Below are 16,473 nucleotides of genomic sequence, written 5' to 3' on the forward strand. Positions count from 1 at the left end.
ATGGCGCTTCCGGTGCTCGTCCTGCGGCCCGAGCCGGGCGCCACGGCGACCGCCGGCAAGGCCCGCGCGATGGGCCTTGATGCCCACGCGTTCCCGCTCTTCGCGGTCCGCCCCCTGCCCTGGGAACCGGTCCCGCGCGGGGAGATCGACGCGGTGCTGCTCGGCAGCGCCAATGCCGTGCGGCATGGCGGCCCGGCGCTGGCGGCCTATCGCGGCCTTCCCGCCTATGCCGTGGGCGCGAAGACGGCCGATGGCGCGCGGGCGGCGGGCCTCGATGTCGTCGCCGCCGGCGCGGGCGGGCTGCAACCGCTGCTCGGCGCGCTCCGGCCGGACCACCGGAGGCTGCTGCGCCTTGCCGGGCGCGAGCGGGTGGAGCTGGACGTTCCCAAGGGCATCGGCCTGGTCACGCGCGAAGTCTATGCCAGCGATCCGCTGCCGCTGCCGGCCGGGCTGGCCGGGCTGCTGGCGCGGCCAGCCCTGGCCCTGCTGCATTCGGGCGAGGCCGCCGCGCGTTTCGCGAGGCTGTGCGACGAAGCCGGGATCGAGCGCGGGCGGATCCTGCTCGCCGCGATCGGCCCGCGTGTCGCCGCGCGCGCCGGGACCGGCTGGGCCATGCTGCGCGGCGCGCAAGTGCCCGATGACGCCGCATTGCTGGCCTTGGCCGTCCGGATGTGCGAAGAGGCGCTTTCGGGATCACAACTGCCAGAACAAGACTGAATGCAGGACTACTCCGCGACAATTTCGCCGCCCCCGCTCCGCCCGCGTTCGCGCGGCGTGACGCTGTTCGTCGCCCTGGTGGCTTTCGTTCTCGGCGCGGCGGTGTTCGCCTGGGCTTCGTCGCAAGGCTATCTTTCGAAAGTCCTGCCCCGGCCTGAAGCCCAGGAAACCGCCGCGGTCGTCCTCGCGGTTCCAACCGACGAGTCCGGCCAGGAGATCGTCCCCACGCCGCCGAAGTCCACCGCCGCGCAGATGGCGGCGATCGGATCGGTCGAAGGCCGGCTGGCGCTGCTCGAAGACCGGATTTCGCGCATCGATTTCCAGACCGACGCGGCATCGGGCAATGCCGCGCGGGCGGAAGGCCTGCTGATCGCCTTCGCCGCGCGCCGCATGATCGACCGGGGCGAACCGCTCAGCTACGTCGCCGACCAGCTCAGGCTGCGCTTCATGAACGCCCAGCCGCGCGCGGTGGAAACGATCATCGCGTTCAGCCGGAGCCCGGTCACCATCGACGAACTGACCGCCCGGCTCGAGGCGCTTTCACCGCAACTGACCGTGGCCGAGGACAAGCTGAGCCTGTGGGAACGGGCGCGTCACGAACTCGGCTCGCTGTTCGTGGTCCGGCGCGATTCCTCGGCGCTGATGACGCCCTCGGCACGCATCGACCGCGCCCGGGTGATGCTCACCGCCCACCGCATCGACAATGCCGTCAGCGAAGTCGAGCGCCTGCCCGGCGCCGAAGCCGCCGACATATGGATCACCGACGCGCGCCGCTATGAGCAGGTCCAGCAGGCACTGGACCTGCTCGAAACCACCGCCATGCTCGAACCCAGCCGCCTGCAGGACGCCGCCGGCCACAAAATCGACCAGCCCAGCCCCCTGGCGACGCCGGCACCGGCGCCGCCGAAGCCCGAGTAGCGCTGCCGCGCGAAAGCGCTTGCCAAAAACGGCGTGGCACTTTTTCCTTGACATGCGTAACCATATAGGTTATACATGTCCTCATCGACGCAAGACCATGACCCCTCGTTTCATCATTGCGAGCCACCGCAAGCGGTGTGGCAATCCCGGGCGTTCGGCGGCCGCCTTGGATCGCTTCGGCGGCATCGCGGCAATGGCGGGCGGGCAAGGGCGGGCGAGATGATACCAAGTCTATCGAAGTGAGACTCAATCTGCGCCCTTCGACGAGGGGGAGATGAGTCTCGCTTCAAGAGACCGGGTATGACCCATCCGATGGCCCACAGCCGGAAAGAAGATCAGGAGGCCGCGCCGGGCCCGTCCTGCCAGGTGCCGCCAAGGGCGCGGAACAGGTCGACCTGGGCGAAGGCCACCGCGCGGGTTGCCTGCGCATATTCGGCTTCGGACTGCGCCAACGTGCGCTGCGCGTCCAGCACGGCGAGGGCGTCCGCCTGCCCCCTGCTCTGGCGCGCAAGGCTTACTTTCGCCGCGCGATCGGCCGCATCGCGGGCAGAGGCCAGCCGGGCCTTGCGCAGCAGCGCATTGCGATAGGACGAAAGCGCGGTCTCGGTTTCCTCCAGGGCATGCAGCACGGCCCCGTCGAACGCAGCAAGGTCCGCCTGCGTATCCGCCTTCGCTGATCCGATGCGCGCGCGGATGGCTTCCTGGTTGGGGAAAGCCCATGAGATCAGCGGGCCGAACAGCCAGCGCAGCGGCCCGCCGCCCAGCACGTCGGTCGCGCCTATTGCCGTGGTGCCGATCGAGCCGCCCAGGGTGATGCGGGGATAGAGGTCCGCGGTCGCCACGCCGGTCCGCGCGGTGTCGGCCGCCAGGCGGCGTTCGGCCGCCCGGACATCGGGCCGCCGGGCCAGCAGCACCCGCCCGTCGCCAACCGGGATCGGCTGACCAACGTCCGGCGTGGTGGTGCGCAGGCGCGCCGCTTCCGGCAGCGCCTGGGGGGTACGGCCGGTCAGCGTCGCCAGCCGGAACAGCGCGGCATCGCGCGCCGCCTGCAACGCGGGGATCGCGGCGGCCTGCTGATCGCGCAACTGAGTCACGCGGATCACGTCGAGCCGTTCGTTGAGGCCGCGCTCGAACCGGGCATTGGTGATCCTGACCGAACGATCGAGCAGATCGACCGTGCGCCGTGCGACCGTGAGTTGCTCGGCAGCGCTGGTGGCATCGACATAGGCACGCACGGTATCGGCGACCACGGTCACGCGCACCGCGTCGGCATCTTCGCGCGTGGCTTCCAGATCGGCCCGCGACGCCTCGATCCCGCGCTTGACGCGGCCGAACAGGTCGAGTTCGTAGGCAACGGAGAACTCGCCGTCGATGGTCCGGCCCTCCCGGTCGGCGCCGGGCAGGACCTGGCTTTCGGAAGCACGGCCATAAGTGCCCGAAGCGTCTATTCCGGTTTGCGGCAAGGCGTTCGAGCGCGATCCGCGCAAGCTTGCGCGGGCCCTTTCGATCCGCGCCACCGCGACCCGGATATCGGTATTGGCGGCGAGCGCATCGGCGACGAGACCGTCGAGCACCGGATCGTCATAGAGCCGCCACCAGGCCGCCTGCGGCGCCGCGGTCGAAACGTCAGGCGACTGGCTCCCGGCGAAGGGCGCCTCGGCCGCCACCGGCGGGGTCGGCGCGACATAATCGGGGCCCACGGCACAAGCGGCGAGGCTGGTCGCGGCAAGCAGCGCCGCGACGAGGTTGCGCGTTTTCATGACGTCGTTTCCTCCTAATTATTCCGCCGGTTGCAGCGCATGGTCGCCGGGGCAACGGTGGGCGGGCCGCAGCCGCTCCGCGAGGCTGCGGCAGACCACGTAGAAGGTGGGCGTGAACAGCAGGCCGAAGCCGGTGACGCCCACCATGCCGAAGAACACCGCCGTGCCCAGCGCCTGCCGAAGCTCCGCGCCCGCGCCCTGGGCGATCACCAGCGGCACGGTGCCAAGGATGAAGGCGAAGCTGGTCATCAGGATCGGACGCAAGCGGGTACGGGCGGCATGAACGGCGGCCTCGACCGGGGACATGCCGCGTTCCTCCTCCGCCTGCTTGGCGAACTCCACCACCAGGATCGCGTTCTTCGCCGCCAGCGCGATCAGCACGACGAGGCCGATCTGGGTCAGGATGTTGTTGTCCATTCCCCGGATCTGGACGCCGGCCATCGCCGCGAAGAGACACATCGGCACGATCAGGATGATCGCCAGCGGCAGAGTCAGGCTCTCATACTGGGCGGCGAGCACCAGGAAGACGAACAGCACCGCCATGCCGAACACCAGGCCCGCGGTATTGCCCGCCGTCGACTGCTGGTAGGCGATGCCCGTCCACTCGTGGCCATAGCCCGCCGGCAGCGTCTGATCGGCGATCTTCTCCATCGTCGCCAGCGCCTGGCCCGAGGAGTAGCCCGGCGCGGCGCTGCCGTCGACCTCGACCGCCGGCTGCAGGTTGTAGCGCACGACGCGGTAGGGGCCGGTCTTGTCCTGGAAGGTCGCGACCGAACCGATCGGCACCATCGCACCCGAATTCGAACGGGTCTTGAGATTGGCGATGTCGGCGGTCGATCCCCGGTAAGGCGAATCGGCCTGCGCCGTGACGCGATAGGTGCGGCCCAGCAGGTTGAAGTCGTTCACGAAGGCCGAGCCGAGGTAGACCTGCAAGGCTTCGAACACCCGCTCGGGCGGCACGCCCAGCATATCCGCCTTGCGCCGATCCACATCGGCGTAGACGCGCGGCGTGTTCATGTTGAACAGTGTGTAGACCTGTTTCAGTTCGGGCGACTGGTTGGCCTGCGCGAGGAGCGCGCCGGTGGCCTTGGCAAGTTCCGCGTAACCGCGCCCTTCCTTGTCCTCGACGATCATGCGGTAGCCGCCGGGAGGGACGATGCCGTTGATCGTCGGCGGCGGGATCAGCAGCACCTGCGCCTTGTCGAAGCCCTGCATCGCCTGCTGCGCCTGCGCCATGATACCCGCATCGGTCACGCCCAGTTTCTTGCGCTCCTCGAAGCTCTTGAAGGGGAAGTAGACCGCGGCGGCATCGGGCGACGCGGTGCGGGAGGGGCCATGGAAGCCCGCGAACATCACGGCGCCGCGCAGCCCCTTGATGGGGAGGATGCGCCGGGCGACCTCCTGCGTCGCCTCGTCCGTGCGCGCAAGCGACGAGCCGGGCGGCAGGAAGATCGCGGCCAGGAAGTAGCCCTGGTCCTGCTGCGGGATGAAGCCGGCCGGCGTGGCCCAGAACAGCCCGCCGGTGGCCGCGATCAGGGCGCCATAAGTCGCCATCATCCGCAGCGGCCGCTTCACGAGCTTGAGCGTCAGCCGCGAATAACCGGCGCTCAGGCGCTCGAACCCGTGGTTGAAGCGATCCGCCGCGCCTTGCAGCACGCGCTTCCAGCGCGGAGCATCGGCGGGAAGGGCATGGCGCTCACGCAGCAGCACCGCGGCCAGCGCCGGCGAAAGCGTCAGCGAGAGCAGCAGCGAGATCACCGTCGCCGTCGAGATGGTCACCGCGAACTGCTTGTAGAACGCACCCGAGATGCCCGAGATGAACAGCGTCGGCACGAAGACCGCGCAGAGCACCAGGACGATGGCGACAAGCGCGCCCGAGACTTCGTCCATCGAGCGGCGGGCCGCCTCGATCGGCTTCATCCCGCCCTCGATGTAGCGCTCGACGTTCTCGACGACGACGATCGCGTCATCGACGACGATGCCGATCGCCAATACCAGGCCGAACAGCGAAAGGTTGTTGAGCGAGTACCCGACCGCCGCCAGCATCACCGCCGTGCCGATCAGCGACACCGGGATGGCGATGATCGGGATCACCGCCGCCCGCCAGTTCTGCAGGAACACCAGGATGACGAGGACGACCAGCACCACCGCTTCGAACAGGGTCTGGTACACCGCGTCGATCGACTGGCCGATGAACTCCGTGGGATTGTAGATCACCGAGTATTCAAGGCCGTGCGGGAACGACTTGGCCAGTTGGTCCATCTGCCCCCGGACCGCCTGGGCCGCATCGAGGGCGTTCGAACCCGGGCGCTGCATGACCGCGATGACCACGGTCGGCTTGCCCGACAGGTAGGTGTTGGTGGAATAGTCCTGCGCGCCGAGTTCCACCCGCGCGACGTCCCGCACGCGGACCTGGCGGCCATCGGCATCGGTGCGCACCACAACGTCGCCGAACTGATCGGGCGTGGTGAGGCGGCCCTGCATCTCGACGCCGATCTGATAGGCATTGCCGGTGTCGAACGGCGGCTGGCCGAGCGCGCCGGTGGAGACCTGGACGTTCTGCGACCGCAGCGCCGAGACGATCTCGCTCGCGGTCAGGTCAAGCGCGGCGGCCCGGCCGGGATCGATCCAGATCCGCATGCCATAGTCACGCGCGCCGAACAGCCGCACGTCGCCCACGCCGTCGAGCCGCGCCAGCTTGTCCTTCACTTGCGTCAGGGCATAGTTCGAAAGGTAGTCCCGGCTGAAAGTGCCGTCGGGCGACTGCAGGTTCACGACCATCAGGAAGTCGGGAGAAGTCTTGCGGGTGACGACGCCGAGCTGCTGCACTTCGGTCGGCAGGCGCGGCGTGGCCACCGCCACGCGGTTCTGCACGAGGACTTGCGCGGCATCGAGGTCGGTGCCGATCTTGAAGGTGACGGTGATCGTCACCTTGCCGTCGCCGGTCGACTGCGAATCCATGTAAAGCATGTTGTCGACGCCGTTGATCTCCTGCTCGATCGGCGCGGCGACGGTGTCGGCCACGGTCTCGGCGGAGGCGCCGGGGTACTGGGCGGTAACCGTTACCGTCGGCGGGACGATGTCGGGATACTGGGTGACGGGCAGGCCGAAGAACGCAAGCGCACCCACCACGGTGATGATTACCGCGATAACGCCTGCGAAGATCGGCCGGTCGATGAAGAACCGGGAAAATCGCATGGATATGTACCCTCGTGTGGGGAGCGCCCGCAGGGTGCGGACGCCGGCCCGTTACGGGTGGATCAGTCGGCGAGCGTTGCCTGCGCGGCCATCGGCGCGGCGGCACCGGGGGGAGCCGCGACCGTATGGGGATCGGCCGCAATCACGCCGCGCCGGGTCACGACCTTGGCTCCGGCAACGGCGGCCTGGTAGTTCGAGATCACGACACGGTCATGCGCCGACAGGCCGGACCGGATGACCCGCAGGCCATCGACCAGCGGCCCGAGCTCGACCGGCCTGGCCGCGACCGTGCTGTCCTTGCCGACAACCAGCACGACCTTGCGCGCCTGGTCGGACTGGATCGCATCGTCCGGCACCAGCAGGGCCTTGACCGTGCCGCCTTCGGCCATGCGCATGTTGCCGAACATGCCCGGCGTCAGGAAACCGTCGGGATTGTCCAGCACGGCGCGCACCCGGATCGTTCCCGAACGCGGATCGAGCCCATTGTCGGTAAAGTCGAGCTTGCCGTTCCAGCGATAGTCGGCCTCGTCCTGCAGGCGCACTTGCACGTCGGCGGCAGCCTTGCGTTCGGCCCGCGCCCGCTGCGTCTTGAGGAACAGCGCCTCGGAGGCATCGAAGGTGAAATAGATCGGATCGAGCGCGTTGATGGTCGTCAGCAGGGTCGCGTTGGCATTGTTGTCGCCCGAGACAAGATTGCCCACGTCGACGCGGCGGTCCGAAATCCGGCCGGAAATCGGCGCGCGGACGGTCGCGAACTCGACTTCGAGCGCGCGCTGGCGTTCGCGGGCCTGGGCTCCTGCCAGCGCGGCGGTGGCGGCGCGCAGCTTGGCACGCAGCTGGTCCACCTCGCTGGCGGCCATCGCCTCGTCGCCGGTGAGCCCGGCCACGCGGTCATAGTCCGACCGCGCCAGCGCCAGCGCGCTGCGCGCCGAGGCTACGTCCGCCTGGGCCTCCGCCAGCGCGGCGCGATAGGGGCGCGGATCGACCGTGAACAGCGGCTGGCCCTGCCGGACATAGTCACCGTCGCGGAAGAATATCCGGGTGACCGCGCCCGACACGCGTGGACGCACTTCGACCGTCTTGCTGGGGGCGAAGCGGCCGACGTAGTCGTCCCACTCCGTCACCTCGCGCGTCAGCGGCCGGGCGGTCTGCACCGACGGCAGCGGCATCGGCACGGCATCGGCGTCGGCATCGTGGAACAGGTTCCAGCCGAGGCCGGCGACAACCACGATGGCGATCACGGCGATCACGGCATTGCGGCGGCGCAAGGATCGCCGGCGCGCTTCGGGGATTTCCGGCGCATCGTAGGCCGGCAATTCGATCGTTGCGGGAGAATTCACGCGGCAAGCCTCCGGAACGGCGTGCGGGCACGATTGACGGCGTCTATGACGGCGCCGACCTGCGCCTCGCTGTAGCCCGCGTCGCGGGCTTCCTTCAGCGCGGAGCCCGGCAGCGCATGGCCCTTCCGCCATGCCTGGACCGCAAGCCTGCGCAGCGCTTCGAGCTTTTCGTTGGCAAGCATGGCCGCCGGCGCGGGCGGACCCAGGATCAGCCGGGCAAGCCATGAGCGCTTTTGCGGGGGGCGCAGCGTTTCGAGACCGTCGGCACGGGCCAGTTCGATGATCCGCTGCTCGAGCGCCGAAAGCTCGTCGGCTGTTTCGGAGGCGGTTTCGGAAATCCGGCCGTGGGCGGACACGTTGAAAGTGGGAACGGGCAGCGTCCGGAGCGCTGCCGCGTTGAAGTCGATGAAGGCCATGTTTCGTGCTCCCTGAAAGGCCCCGGCGCGCGCCCCGGGGGGTGGGGAGAGCGCGCGCGCCGGGGCGATCTCCGGCTGGGGGGACGCCGGAAAATCCGTAGGTGCAGCGGTAATGCCCGCAGGCGAAAAGCCCGACACGCAGCCGCGTTGATTCGTTTGTCAGCAGCCCCCGCAAAAACGGGTGGCGCCAGCCGTCGGCCGGTCAGGACCGGTACGGCGTGTTCCAGCATCGGACCTCCCGCAATGCGGTGATTCGGATGCCTTCATTCTGTACTGATCGGTATATATCGCATGCTGCGCCGCGTCAAGCGGGTTTCTATACTGATCGGTAAAATTAGCGTCCGGACGCCTTTTTCAAGAGCTTGAACGCCGGGCCGGCCAAATTTTTCCCGGCGCGGAAACCGGAACGAACCGATTCGGCCGTCAGCGACTCGGCCAGATCGCCAGGAAGGTATCGACGACGCCTTCCAGGTCTTCCCGGCTGGCACCGCTTTGCGCCTTGACCGAAATACCCTGGACGACCGCCGTAAGGCACTGGGTCAGCGCCCGTGGATCGACGCTTTCGGACAAGTCACCTTCGGCCTTGGCGCGTTCGAAGCGCGCAACCACAGCCGCTTCGGAAGAGGCGCGCCGGGCAACGACGTGTTCGCGGATCGAGGCCGCCTCGCTGGCGCAGACGACCGTGCTGATGACGCCCATGCACCCCTGCGGGTCGCTGCCGCCGCAATGCGTATCCAGCGCGCCGCGAAGCAGCCGCTCCACCACCTCGCGTGAGGTCGGTGCGTCAAGCGCGGCCTGGATGTAGCAGAGCTTCTCGCGCTCGTAGAGATCGAGCGCCTTCTTGAAGAGCGCTTCCTTGTTGCCGAAGCAGGCATAGAGGCTGGGCTTGGTAATGCCCATGGCCTCGGTCAAGTCGGCCATCGAGGCGCCTTCGTAGCCGTGCTGCCAGAACACGCGAAGCGCGCTCGCCAGCGCTTTCTCGGGATCGAATTCCCGAGGACGGCCGCGAGCCTTGATGGTGATCGGACATTCCATACCGACCGGTATATAGGTCCGCGCCGAGCCTCCGTCCAGTGCCGCGACAAGGTTCCGGGCGTCGCGGCGCCCCCGACGCCCGGAAACCGGTTCGTAAAGCGGGCAATGGAAAGTCCCGGCAAGCGGCGGCGGCGTTTCAAACGATCCCGTCGATAAACCGCGCCATCCGCACGTCCCGCGCGCTCAGGCCCCCGGCGTCATGCGTCGTCAACCGCACGCGGATCTTGTTGTAGACGTTGGACCATTCGGGATGGTGATCGGCTTTGTCGGCATATAGCGCGACCCGGGTCATGAAGCCGAAGGCTTCGTTGAAATCGCCGAATTCCAGGTCGATCTCGATCGCCTGGCCACCCTCGCCGAGGCTCCAGCCGGGCAAATCCTTCAGCGCTTGGTCGCGTTCGGCATCGGTGAGGCAGGGAATGGCCATTTCGCTCTCCTCCTTGGCAGTACCTGCGGTTTCCACTATCGCACGGCGCCATGCAAGGGGCCGCCGTTTCCGTCACCGATCTTGCCTGCCGACGCGGCGACAGGGTGCTGTTCCGGGGCCTTTCGCTGCGCCTGAAGCCCGGGGAAGCGCTGCAAGTGACGGGAAGCAACGGCATCGGCAAGTCGAGCCTGCTGCGTATCCTCGCCGGGCTGGCGCCGGCCTATGCCGGTTCGGTGGAGATCGCCGGCGCGGTCAGCCTGCTCGACGAGCGACCCGCGCTCGACCCGGTATTGCCGCTGGGACGCGCGCTGGGGTTCTGGCAGCGGATCGACGGAGCGGCGGACAACGAACTGGCGCGGCTGGGCCTTGCCGGGTTGCTGGACGTGCCGGTGCGCTATCTCTCCACCGGGCAGAGGAAACGCGCCGCGCTGGCCCGGCTGCTCGGGCAGAAGGCGCGCGTGTGGCTGCTGGACGAACCGCTCAACGGGCTGGACGGCCATGCGGCGGCGCTGGCCGAGACGCTTGCCGCCGGGCATTGCGCGGCGGGCGGGATCGCGCTGATCGCCTCGCACCAGGCTTTCGCCCTGCCCGGCATGCGGGCACTGGCGCTGGCGGACTACGCGGCATGACCGGGCGCGCCTGGCCGCTCCTGAAGCGCGACCTCGCCCGGCTGCTGCTGGGCGGGCGCGGCGGCGGGGCGTTGCTGCCGGTGCTGTTCTTCCTGGCGGTGGCGATGCTCTATCCCTTCGCGGTCGGGCCCGACGCGCCGCTGCTCGCCCGGACCGGTGGCGGGGTGATCTGGGTCGCCGCGCTGCTCGCCGCGATCCTGCCGCTGGACCGGCTGGTGGAGCCCGACATCGAGCTCGGCATGTTCGACCAATGGGCCCTGCGCGGCATTTCCGAGGAACTGGTGATCGCGGTGCGCGTGCTGGCCCACTGGCTGAGCTTCGGCCCGCCGCTGATGCTGGCGAGCCTGCCCGCCGCCGCCCTGCTGGGGCTGGACGGCGCGACGCTGCGCACGGTCGAGATCGGTCTGCTGGCCGGCACGCCGGGCCTGGCCGCGCTGGGCGTGACAGTGGCGGCGCTCACCGCCGGTCTGCGCGGCGGCGCGGCGCTGTCCGGCCTGCTGGTGATCCCGATGGCGGTGCCGGTGCTGATCTTCGGCGCCGGCAGCCTGGGCACGGGCGGGGAGAGCGGGCTTGCCTTGACCGCCGCCGCCAGCCTGGTGCTGATCGCGATCGCGCCCTTCGCCGGGGGCGCCGCCGTCCGCACCGCGCGCGGCTGAAGCTTCGTCGGGGGCGCGACTTTCCGCGCGGGTCTTTATCTACAAGGGGAAAAAATGGGCCGGGCGGCCTGGGGAGAGGTTGAAAGGCCGCCCTGGCCCAAGTCTACAGGAGGGAACCGACGCCCCATGACAAGCACCGGATCCGCGAGGGGCTTGACCAGGGAGCCAAGCCGCGTCACATAGCTATTGATAATCATTCGCAATTGCAACCCCCTCTGGAGATTCGGCATGTATCAGTACGTTGACCGCCCCTTGAACACCCTGGACGAGGGTTGCCGCTTCCTTGTCTGGTCGATGCGCGCCTGGGTCACCGCGATCGGGCACAAGCGCTGCCCGGCCCAGCTGCTGGCGCCGGCCTTCGCCAAATGGCAGATGATCGGCGGCCTCCAGCCCTTCCACCGCGCGATGATGCTGTTCAATCGCGACGCCCTGGAAACCTTCGCCTTCTGCGCGCTCACCTGCCCCCACGTTTCCGAACATGAAGCGGTGATCCTCGAACTCATCACCAGCCTGCGCGACCGGGGCGCCCAGGCCACGCGCGAGACGCTGGAAATGGTGATGGCCGAAGAAAGCGTGGGCGACATGCTGGAAACGCTTGCCCGCCTGGGCGCGGCCATGGCGATCGCCGGCATTTTCCCGGGTGAACCGGTGGAAGCCAGGAACGCGGGGGAATAGAAAGCCCATCCCGTCACCGAGCCGGTTCTGGTCGCGGTGTCTTGGCCGGATGCGTGCATTGCGAGGCGAGTCGCCGAAGGCGGGCTGCCCGCCCCGGTTCACAGGAGCTCCGCCACCCCTTCCAGGCTTTCGCGCAGCTTGGCGAGCGCTTGCGCCTTGAGCTGGTGGACGCGCGGGATCGAGACCTGGAGGACCTGCGCGATCTCGGCCAGGTTCAATTCCTCCACGAAGTAGAGCTGGACCACCAGTTTGAGCCGCTCGGGCAACTCGGTGATCGCCTCGATCACCGAACCGCGCAGTTCCTCGTCGGCCAGCAGCGAGAAGCTGTCGGGGGTCTCGTCGGCGAAGGCCATGTTCTGGTCGGAATAGACCTCGTCGATGGGATCGAAACGCAGCGGCTGGCTGGAATCGCGCAAGGCGGAAAGATCGGCCTCGTCGATGCCCATGGCCGCGGCCAGTTCATGCCCATGCGGATCGCGGCCGAGATCACCCCGCAGCTCGGTCTCCTTCTCGGCGAGCAGCCGGCGGCGCTCGCTGGCCCCGCGCGACATCGGCACGGTGCGGCGGATGAGGTCCACCATGGCGCCGCGCACGCGCATCTTCGCATAGGCGGCGAAGCCATCCTCGGTCGGCCCGGAATGCTTCTGCGCGCATTCGGTCAGCGCTACGAGGCCGGCCTGGACGAGATCCTCAAGCTCGATCCCGGGACGCCCGGTGCCATGGACATGCCAGGCGAGGCGCCGGACCATCGGCAGGAAGCGGCGGACCCGGTCGCCGACGTCGCCCTGATAGGCCCCGGCTATGCGATTTGGCCGGACGCCGGGAACCGGCGTGACGGGAGCCGTGGTGAAAACCCTGTGTTCTTGTCTCATGCGGCCATGCTCTCAGCTTGGTCATGGTGGTCGGGGCGGGTGGAATCGGGGTGCGGCAGGCCTGGCGGCTGATGGGCCGGGGGCGCCGCGCCTATGACATCGATGACTTCGATCGGCTGCGTCGCGGGCAGTTCGGCGATCGAGAGGACGAGGCACGAGGGCGCGCGCAGCCGCAGCAGCGCGGCCAGCGCCCGCCGCGCGCGCGGCTGCACGACCAGCGTGAGCGGGATCGCGCCGGGACCGCGCGCTTCGCCAAGCCCGGCGATCCTCTCGCCGATCATGCGCGCGAGGTCCGGTTCGATCACCGGCTGACCGGTGACCGGATCGTGCATGCCCTGGATGATCGCCGATTCGAGCCCGGCGTCGAGCGTGATGACCGGCAGCCGCTCGTGCGGGGGGCAGATGCGCCCGACGATCAGCCCGCCAAGATCGGCGCGGACCAGCTCGACCAGCCGTTCGTGGTCGACCGTCTGCTGCACCGCGCGCGAAAGGCTGGCGAGAATCGGCAGCGGATGCGCGATCGGAATGTGGTCCTCCAGCAGCGAGCGCAGCACCCGGGTGAGCGCGGCGAGCGAAAGCGGCTGCGGATGGATCGTCTCCACCAGCCCGCTCGCGTGTTCCTTCAGCGATTCCAGCAGCACCTTGACCTGATCGGGTCCCAGCAGGTCCTGCGGCCGTTCCGAGAGCAGCTGGTTGAGGTGCGTGGCGATCACCGTACCGGCATCGACAGTGAGGAAACCCTCGGCAGTGGCGTGGTCGCGCGCGGCGGGGTCGATCCACAGCGCGGGACAGCCGAAGCTGGGATCGCGCGTCGCCTCTCCCCGCAAGGTGTGATTGCGGCGCACTTCGCCCGCGTCGATGGCAAGCACCTTGTCGGCGCGGATCGTCGCGCCGCCCAGGTTCACACCGCCCAGCACGATGCGATATTCGTGCGGCGGCATGTCGAGCGCGTCGCGCACCCGGAACTGGGGGACGATGAAGCCAAACGCCTGGCTGAGCTGCTTGCGCACCCCGGTGATGCGCGTGACCAGCGGCGAGCCGCGACGATCGTCGACCAGCTGCACCAGGCCGTATCCCAGTTCGATGGTGACCAGCGTGTGGTCGGAAACGTCCTCCAGATCGATCCGCGCCGGATCGATTTCGGGCGGGGGGACGACAATCGGAATGGCGGCGCGCGCGGCCCGCTTGCGCAAGGCGTGCCAGAGCCAGAAGGCGAGCCCGGCGGCGGGCAGGAACACCGTCTGCGGCATGGCCGGGATCATGCCGATCGCGCCCAGCACGACGGCAACCGGCAGCCAGGTGCCGGGCGCGGCGAACTGGCCGCCGATCTGCCCGGCCAGGTCGCGACTGTCGGACACGCGGGTGACGATGACGGCAGCGGCGATCGAGAGCAGCAGCGAGGGCACCTGCGCCACCAGCGCGTCGCCAATGGCCAGGGTGATGTAAGTCTGCGCGGCATCGGTTGCCGACAGGCCGTGGCTAATCATGCCCAGGCAGAAGCCGGCGATGATGTTGACGCCCAGGATCAGGAGGGCGGCGATGGCATCGCCTTTCACGAACTTGGACGAACCGTCCATCGAGCCGTAGAAATCGGCCTCGGTCGCGACTTCGCGGCGCCGGGCCTTGGCTTCCTCGGCGGTCATCAGGCCGGCGGCAAGATCGGCGTCGATCGCCATCTGCTTGCCCGGCAAGGCATCGAGGGTGAAACGGGCGGAAACTTCCGAGACGCGGCCCGCACCCTTGGTGACGACCACCATGTTGATGATGACCAGGATCAGGAACACGAAGATGCCGACCGCGAAGTTGCCGCCGATCAGGAAGGCGCCGAAGGATTCGATCACCTTGCCGGCAGCCGCCTCGCCTTCGTGCCCGTGGACCAGCACGACGCGGGTCGAGGCGACGTTGAGCGCCAGGCGCAGCAGCGTCGCGAACAGCAGGACCGAAGGGAAGGAGGAGAAGTCCAGCGGCTTTTCGGCATTCATCGCCGCCATCAGGATCGCCACCGAAAGCGCGATGTTGAGCGTGAACGAGATGTCGAGGACGACCGCCGGAACCGGCACGATCATCAGCACGATCAGGATCAGGATGCCGGCCGGCAGCGCCATCGCGCCCGGATCGTTGATGCGCTTGAACGGGTTCACAGGTTGAACCTCGCCAGCTTGGCATAGGCATCACGCACGTGGGCAGGGGCGGCCTCGGCCGAAGTACCGAAAGTGCCCCGCAGCGTATCGGCCATGGACCGGGTCGCGACTTGCGGCGCCTGCGCCGTTGACGGGAGGCCGGCGTGGAATTCGCGGGCGATCGGCCCCATCGGCGGCTGCCAGGCCGCCGCCTGGTAGCCCGGCGCCTCCTGCTCGGCGGGCGCGCCGGAAATGTCCCGTGCGCCGCCGGCGCTGGCCCAGAGCGCGGCATCGCCGCTTTCCATGGCGCCGCTCACCTTGCTGCGCATCAGGTCCATGACGGCGCCGACGCTGCGCGGGGCACCCCCGGCATAGAAGATCGAGCGATTGGCGGCGGCTGCCTTGGGCAGGATCGCCGCGGCGCTCTGCGAAGGATCGGTCGCGAGCGCGGAAAGGAACTGGCTGGCGCCGGAACTGCCGAGGAAGTGGGCGAGGTAGAGTTCGGAAGCATCGGGCTCGCGGCCCAGCTGCGCGGTCAGTTCGGCCTTGTTGTCGCTGGCAAGCTCCGCCGCCATCATCGCCGAGGTATCGGCATCGTAGCGCAGCCCCATGACTTGCGCGCGAAGGCGCGGATCGGAGATGCGCCCGCCCTGGATGGCATCGTTGACCCAGGCCATGCCATGGCTCGAGCCATGACGGTCCAGCGTCTCCAGCCATGTTCCCTGAGTGAATTGATAGAGGCCCGCCGCGCTGGACGTAGCGGCGCGGGCGCTGGGATCGAGGCTCGATTCCAGCTTGGCCTGCGCCAGCAGGTACTGGAAGTCGACCCCGGTGGCCTCGGAGGCCCGGGCGATGGCGGCGCGCGCCTGCGATCCCCTGGTCGCAGCGGCGCCGCCCATCCCCCCAATGACTTGTCCCTCGCTCAACCCGAAGCTCCCGGTACAAATGCTACCGGTCAGGTTCTAGCAAGGGTCGTGCCAAATCCTTTCCCAAACGCTTTGGTGGATCAGGCGCGCCCTCCGGCGACGGCATAACCGGCCCCGGCCCGATAGAGCTGCGGCGCACCGGTCAGCGCATTGAGCCGCTTGGTGACGTTGGCGGCGATAATATTGCGAACCTGGCGGTTTACCTCGTTCAGGCGCCGCGCCGTGTCGAGCATCCCGCGGCATTCCTCGTCGAGCTGGATCGCATCGACCGTGTCGAGCGTGCCGCAAAGACGATCCTTGTCGTGGGTCGCGCCGATGATCGCGTCGAGATCCAGCCCGGCAAGCGCCTGCCGCTCCTCCTCGAGGACGGCAAGCATCTGCCGCAGGATTTCGCGAAGATCGGAAGGGGTCATTGCTTCGGGCTCCTCAGCAGCACGCCGGCTGCGATCATGGCATCGGCGATCTTTGCGGGGATCAAAGGGTAAGTGCCGGATTCGACAGCCTTGCGAATGTCCTCGACGCGTTCCGCATCGACCGGGGCTTCGCCCGGATCGAGCGCGCCCGAAGTCTCCACCGCCGGGCTGGCGGTGGCGCTGGCCTTGTTGGCACTGCGGTTCGCCGCGACGCCGTTGGCGCCAGGCAACGATTCACCGCCCGCCGCGCGGGCCAGCCTTGCATCGATCGCCGTTGCAGCGCGTGCAGGTCCCACTTCGATAGGTGGCATAATGCCGCTCCTTGAAAGTTCCTGCACTAAGAACGGAGCGGCGTGGAATTATTTAAGAGG

General features: G+C 68.5%; 16 protein-coding genes. 5 read left to right on the forward strand and 11 right to left on the reverse strand.

Going from position 1 to position 16,473, the window contains the following annotated elements; genetic code table 11:
* Nucleotides 1–717: a uroporphyrinogen-III synthase gene (locus BM052_RS01335; RefSeq protein ID WP_091142307.1), complete on the forward strand. Its 717-nt coding sequence runs from the start codon at nt 1–3 to the stop codon at nt 715–717.
* Entirely contained in the window at nt 718–1,635 is a 918-nt protein-coding gene (locus BM052_RS01340; protein ID WP_091142310.1) for an MICOS complex subunit MIC60, read from the forward strand.
* A 335-nt stretch (nt 1,636–1,970) separates the two neighbouring features.
* Here the strand turns inward: BM052_RS01340 and BM052_RS01345 are convergent, their stop codons facing one another.
* The 6 genes from BM052_RS01345 to BM052_RS01370 form a co-directional block, all read right to left on the reverse strand.
* Nucleotides 1,971–3,395, reverse strand: coding sequence for an efflux transporter outer membrane subunit (locus BM052_RS01345; protein WP_091142312.1), 1,425 nt, complete (start codon nt 3,393–3,395; stop codon nt 1,971–1,973).
* 18 nt (nt 3,396–3,413) lie between these two features.
* Nucleotides 3,414–6,593, reverse strand: a complete 3,180-nt coding sequence (locus BM052_RS01350; protein ID WP_091142314.1) for an efflux RND transporter permease subunit — start codon at nt 6,591–6,593, stop codon at nt 3,414–3,416.
* Between the two features lie 62 nt (nt 6,594–6,655).
* Complete coding sequence (locus BM052_RS01355) at nt 6,656–7,909, reverse strand: efflux RND transporter periplasmic adaptor subunit (RefSeq protein WP_369821489.1); 1,254 nt, start codon at nt 7,907–7,909, stop codon at nt 6,656–6,658.
* A 20-nt stretch (nt 7,910–7,929) separates the two neighbouring features.
* Nucleotides 7,930–8,349: a hypothetical protein gene (locus BM052_RS01360; RefSeq protein WP_091142317.1), complete on the reverse strand. Its 420-nt coding sequence runs from the start codon at nt 8,347–8,349 to the stop codon at nt 7,930–7,932.
* 423 nt (nt 8,350–8,772) lie between these two features.
* Nucleotides 8,773–9,384 (reverse strand): TetR/AcrR family transcriptional regulator, encoded by a 612-nt coding sequence (locus BM052_RS01365; RefSeq protein WP_091142318.1) that lies wholly within the window; start codon nt 9,382–9,384, stop codon nt 8,773–8,775.
* Nucleotides 9,385–9,520: 136 nt separating this feature from the next.
* Nucleotides 9,521–9,811, reverse strand: coding sequence for a 4a-hydroxytetrahydrobiopterin dehydratase (locus BM052_RS01370; RefSeq protein WP_091143014.1), 291 nt, complete (start codon nt 9,809–9,811; stop codon nt 9,521–9,523).
* 50 nt (nt 9,812–9,861) lie between these two features.
* Between BM052_RS01370 and ccmA the strand changes: the two genes are divergently transcribed.
* The 3 genes from ccmA to BM052_RS01385 all read left to right on the forward strand — a co-directional run bounded on the left by ccmA (nt 9,862) and on the right by BM052_RS01385 (nt 11,771).
* Nucleotides 9,862–10,440 carry a heme ABC exporter ATP-binding protein CcmA gene (gene ccmA / locus BM052_RS01375; protein ID WP_091142321.1) on the forward strand — a complete coding sequence of 193 codons (579 nt, stop codon included), beginning with the start codon at nt 9,862–9,864 and terminating at the stop codon, nt 10,438–10,440.
* Entirely contained in the window at nt 10,437–11,096 is a 660-nt protein-coding gene (locus BM052_RS01380) for a heme exporter protein CcmB (RefSeq protein WP_091142324.1), read from the forward strand. The genes ccmA and BM052_RS01380 overlap by 4 nt, the downstream gene beginning before the upstream one ends.
* Nucleotides 11,097–11,324: 228 nt before the next feature.
* Entirely contained in the window at nt 11,325–11,771 is a 447-nt protein-coding gene (locus BM052_RS01385) for a hypothetical protein (protein ID WP_091142326.1), read from the forward strand.
* Nucleotides 11,772–11,869: 98 nt separating this feature from the next.
* Here BM052_RS01385 and BM052_RS01390 read toward each other — a convergent pair whose 3' ends face one another.
* From BM052_RS01390 to BM052_RS01410, 5 genes are all read right to left on the reverse strand, one after another.
* Nucleotides 11,870–12,643 carry a sigma-70 family RNA polymerase sigma factor gene (locus tag BM052_RS01390; protein WP_091142329.1) on the reverse strand — a complete coding sequence of 258 codons (774 nt, stop codon included), beginning with the start codon at nt 12,641–12,643 and terminating at the stop codon, nt 11,870–11,872.
* Complete coding sequence (locus BM052_RS01395) at nt 12,640–14,748, reverse strand: flagellar biosynthesis protein FlhA (RefSeq protein WP_177198299.1); 2,109 nt, start codon at nt 14,746–14,748, stop codon at nt 12,640–12,642. Before BM052_RS01395 ends, BM052_RS01390 begins: the two co-directional genes overlap by 4 nt.
* A 32-nt stretch (nt 14,749–14,780) precedes the next feature.
* The gene (locus tag BM052_RS01400) at nt 14,781–15,662 is read right to left on the reverse strand and encodes a transglycosylase (protein ID WP_091142334.1); all 882 of its coding nucleotides are present in this window, start codon (nt 15,660–15,662) and stop codon (nt 14,781–14,783) included.
* 107 nt (nt 15,663–15,769) lie between these two features.
* Nucleotides 15,770–16,102, reverse strand: coding sequence for a flagellar protein FlgN (locus tag BM052_RS01405; RefSeq protein ID WP_091142337.1), 333 nt, complete (start codon nt 16,100–16,102; stop codon nt 15,770–15,772).
* The gene (locus BM052_RS01410; RefSeq protein ID WP_091142340.1) at nt 16,099–16,413 is read right to left on the reverse strand and encodes a flagellar biosynthesis anti-sigma factor FlgM; all 315 of its coding nucleotides are present in this window, start codon (nt 16,411–16,413) and stop codon (nt 16,099–16,101) included. The genes BM052_RS01405 and BM052_RS01410 overlap by 4 nt, the downstream gene beginning before the upstream one ends.
* Between the last annotated feature and the right edge of the window lie 60 nt (nt 16,414–16,473).

It is taken from the genome of Novosphingobium sp. CF614, assembly GCF_900113255.1.
In the GTDB taxonomy this organism is placed as follows: domain Bacteria; phylum Pseudomonadota; class Alphaproteobacteria; order Sphingomonadales; family Sphingomonadaceae; genus Novosphingobium.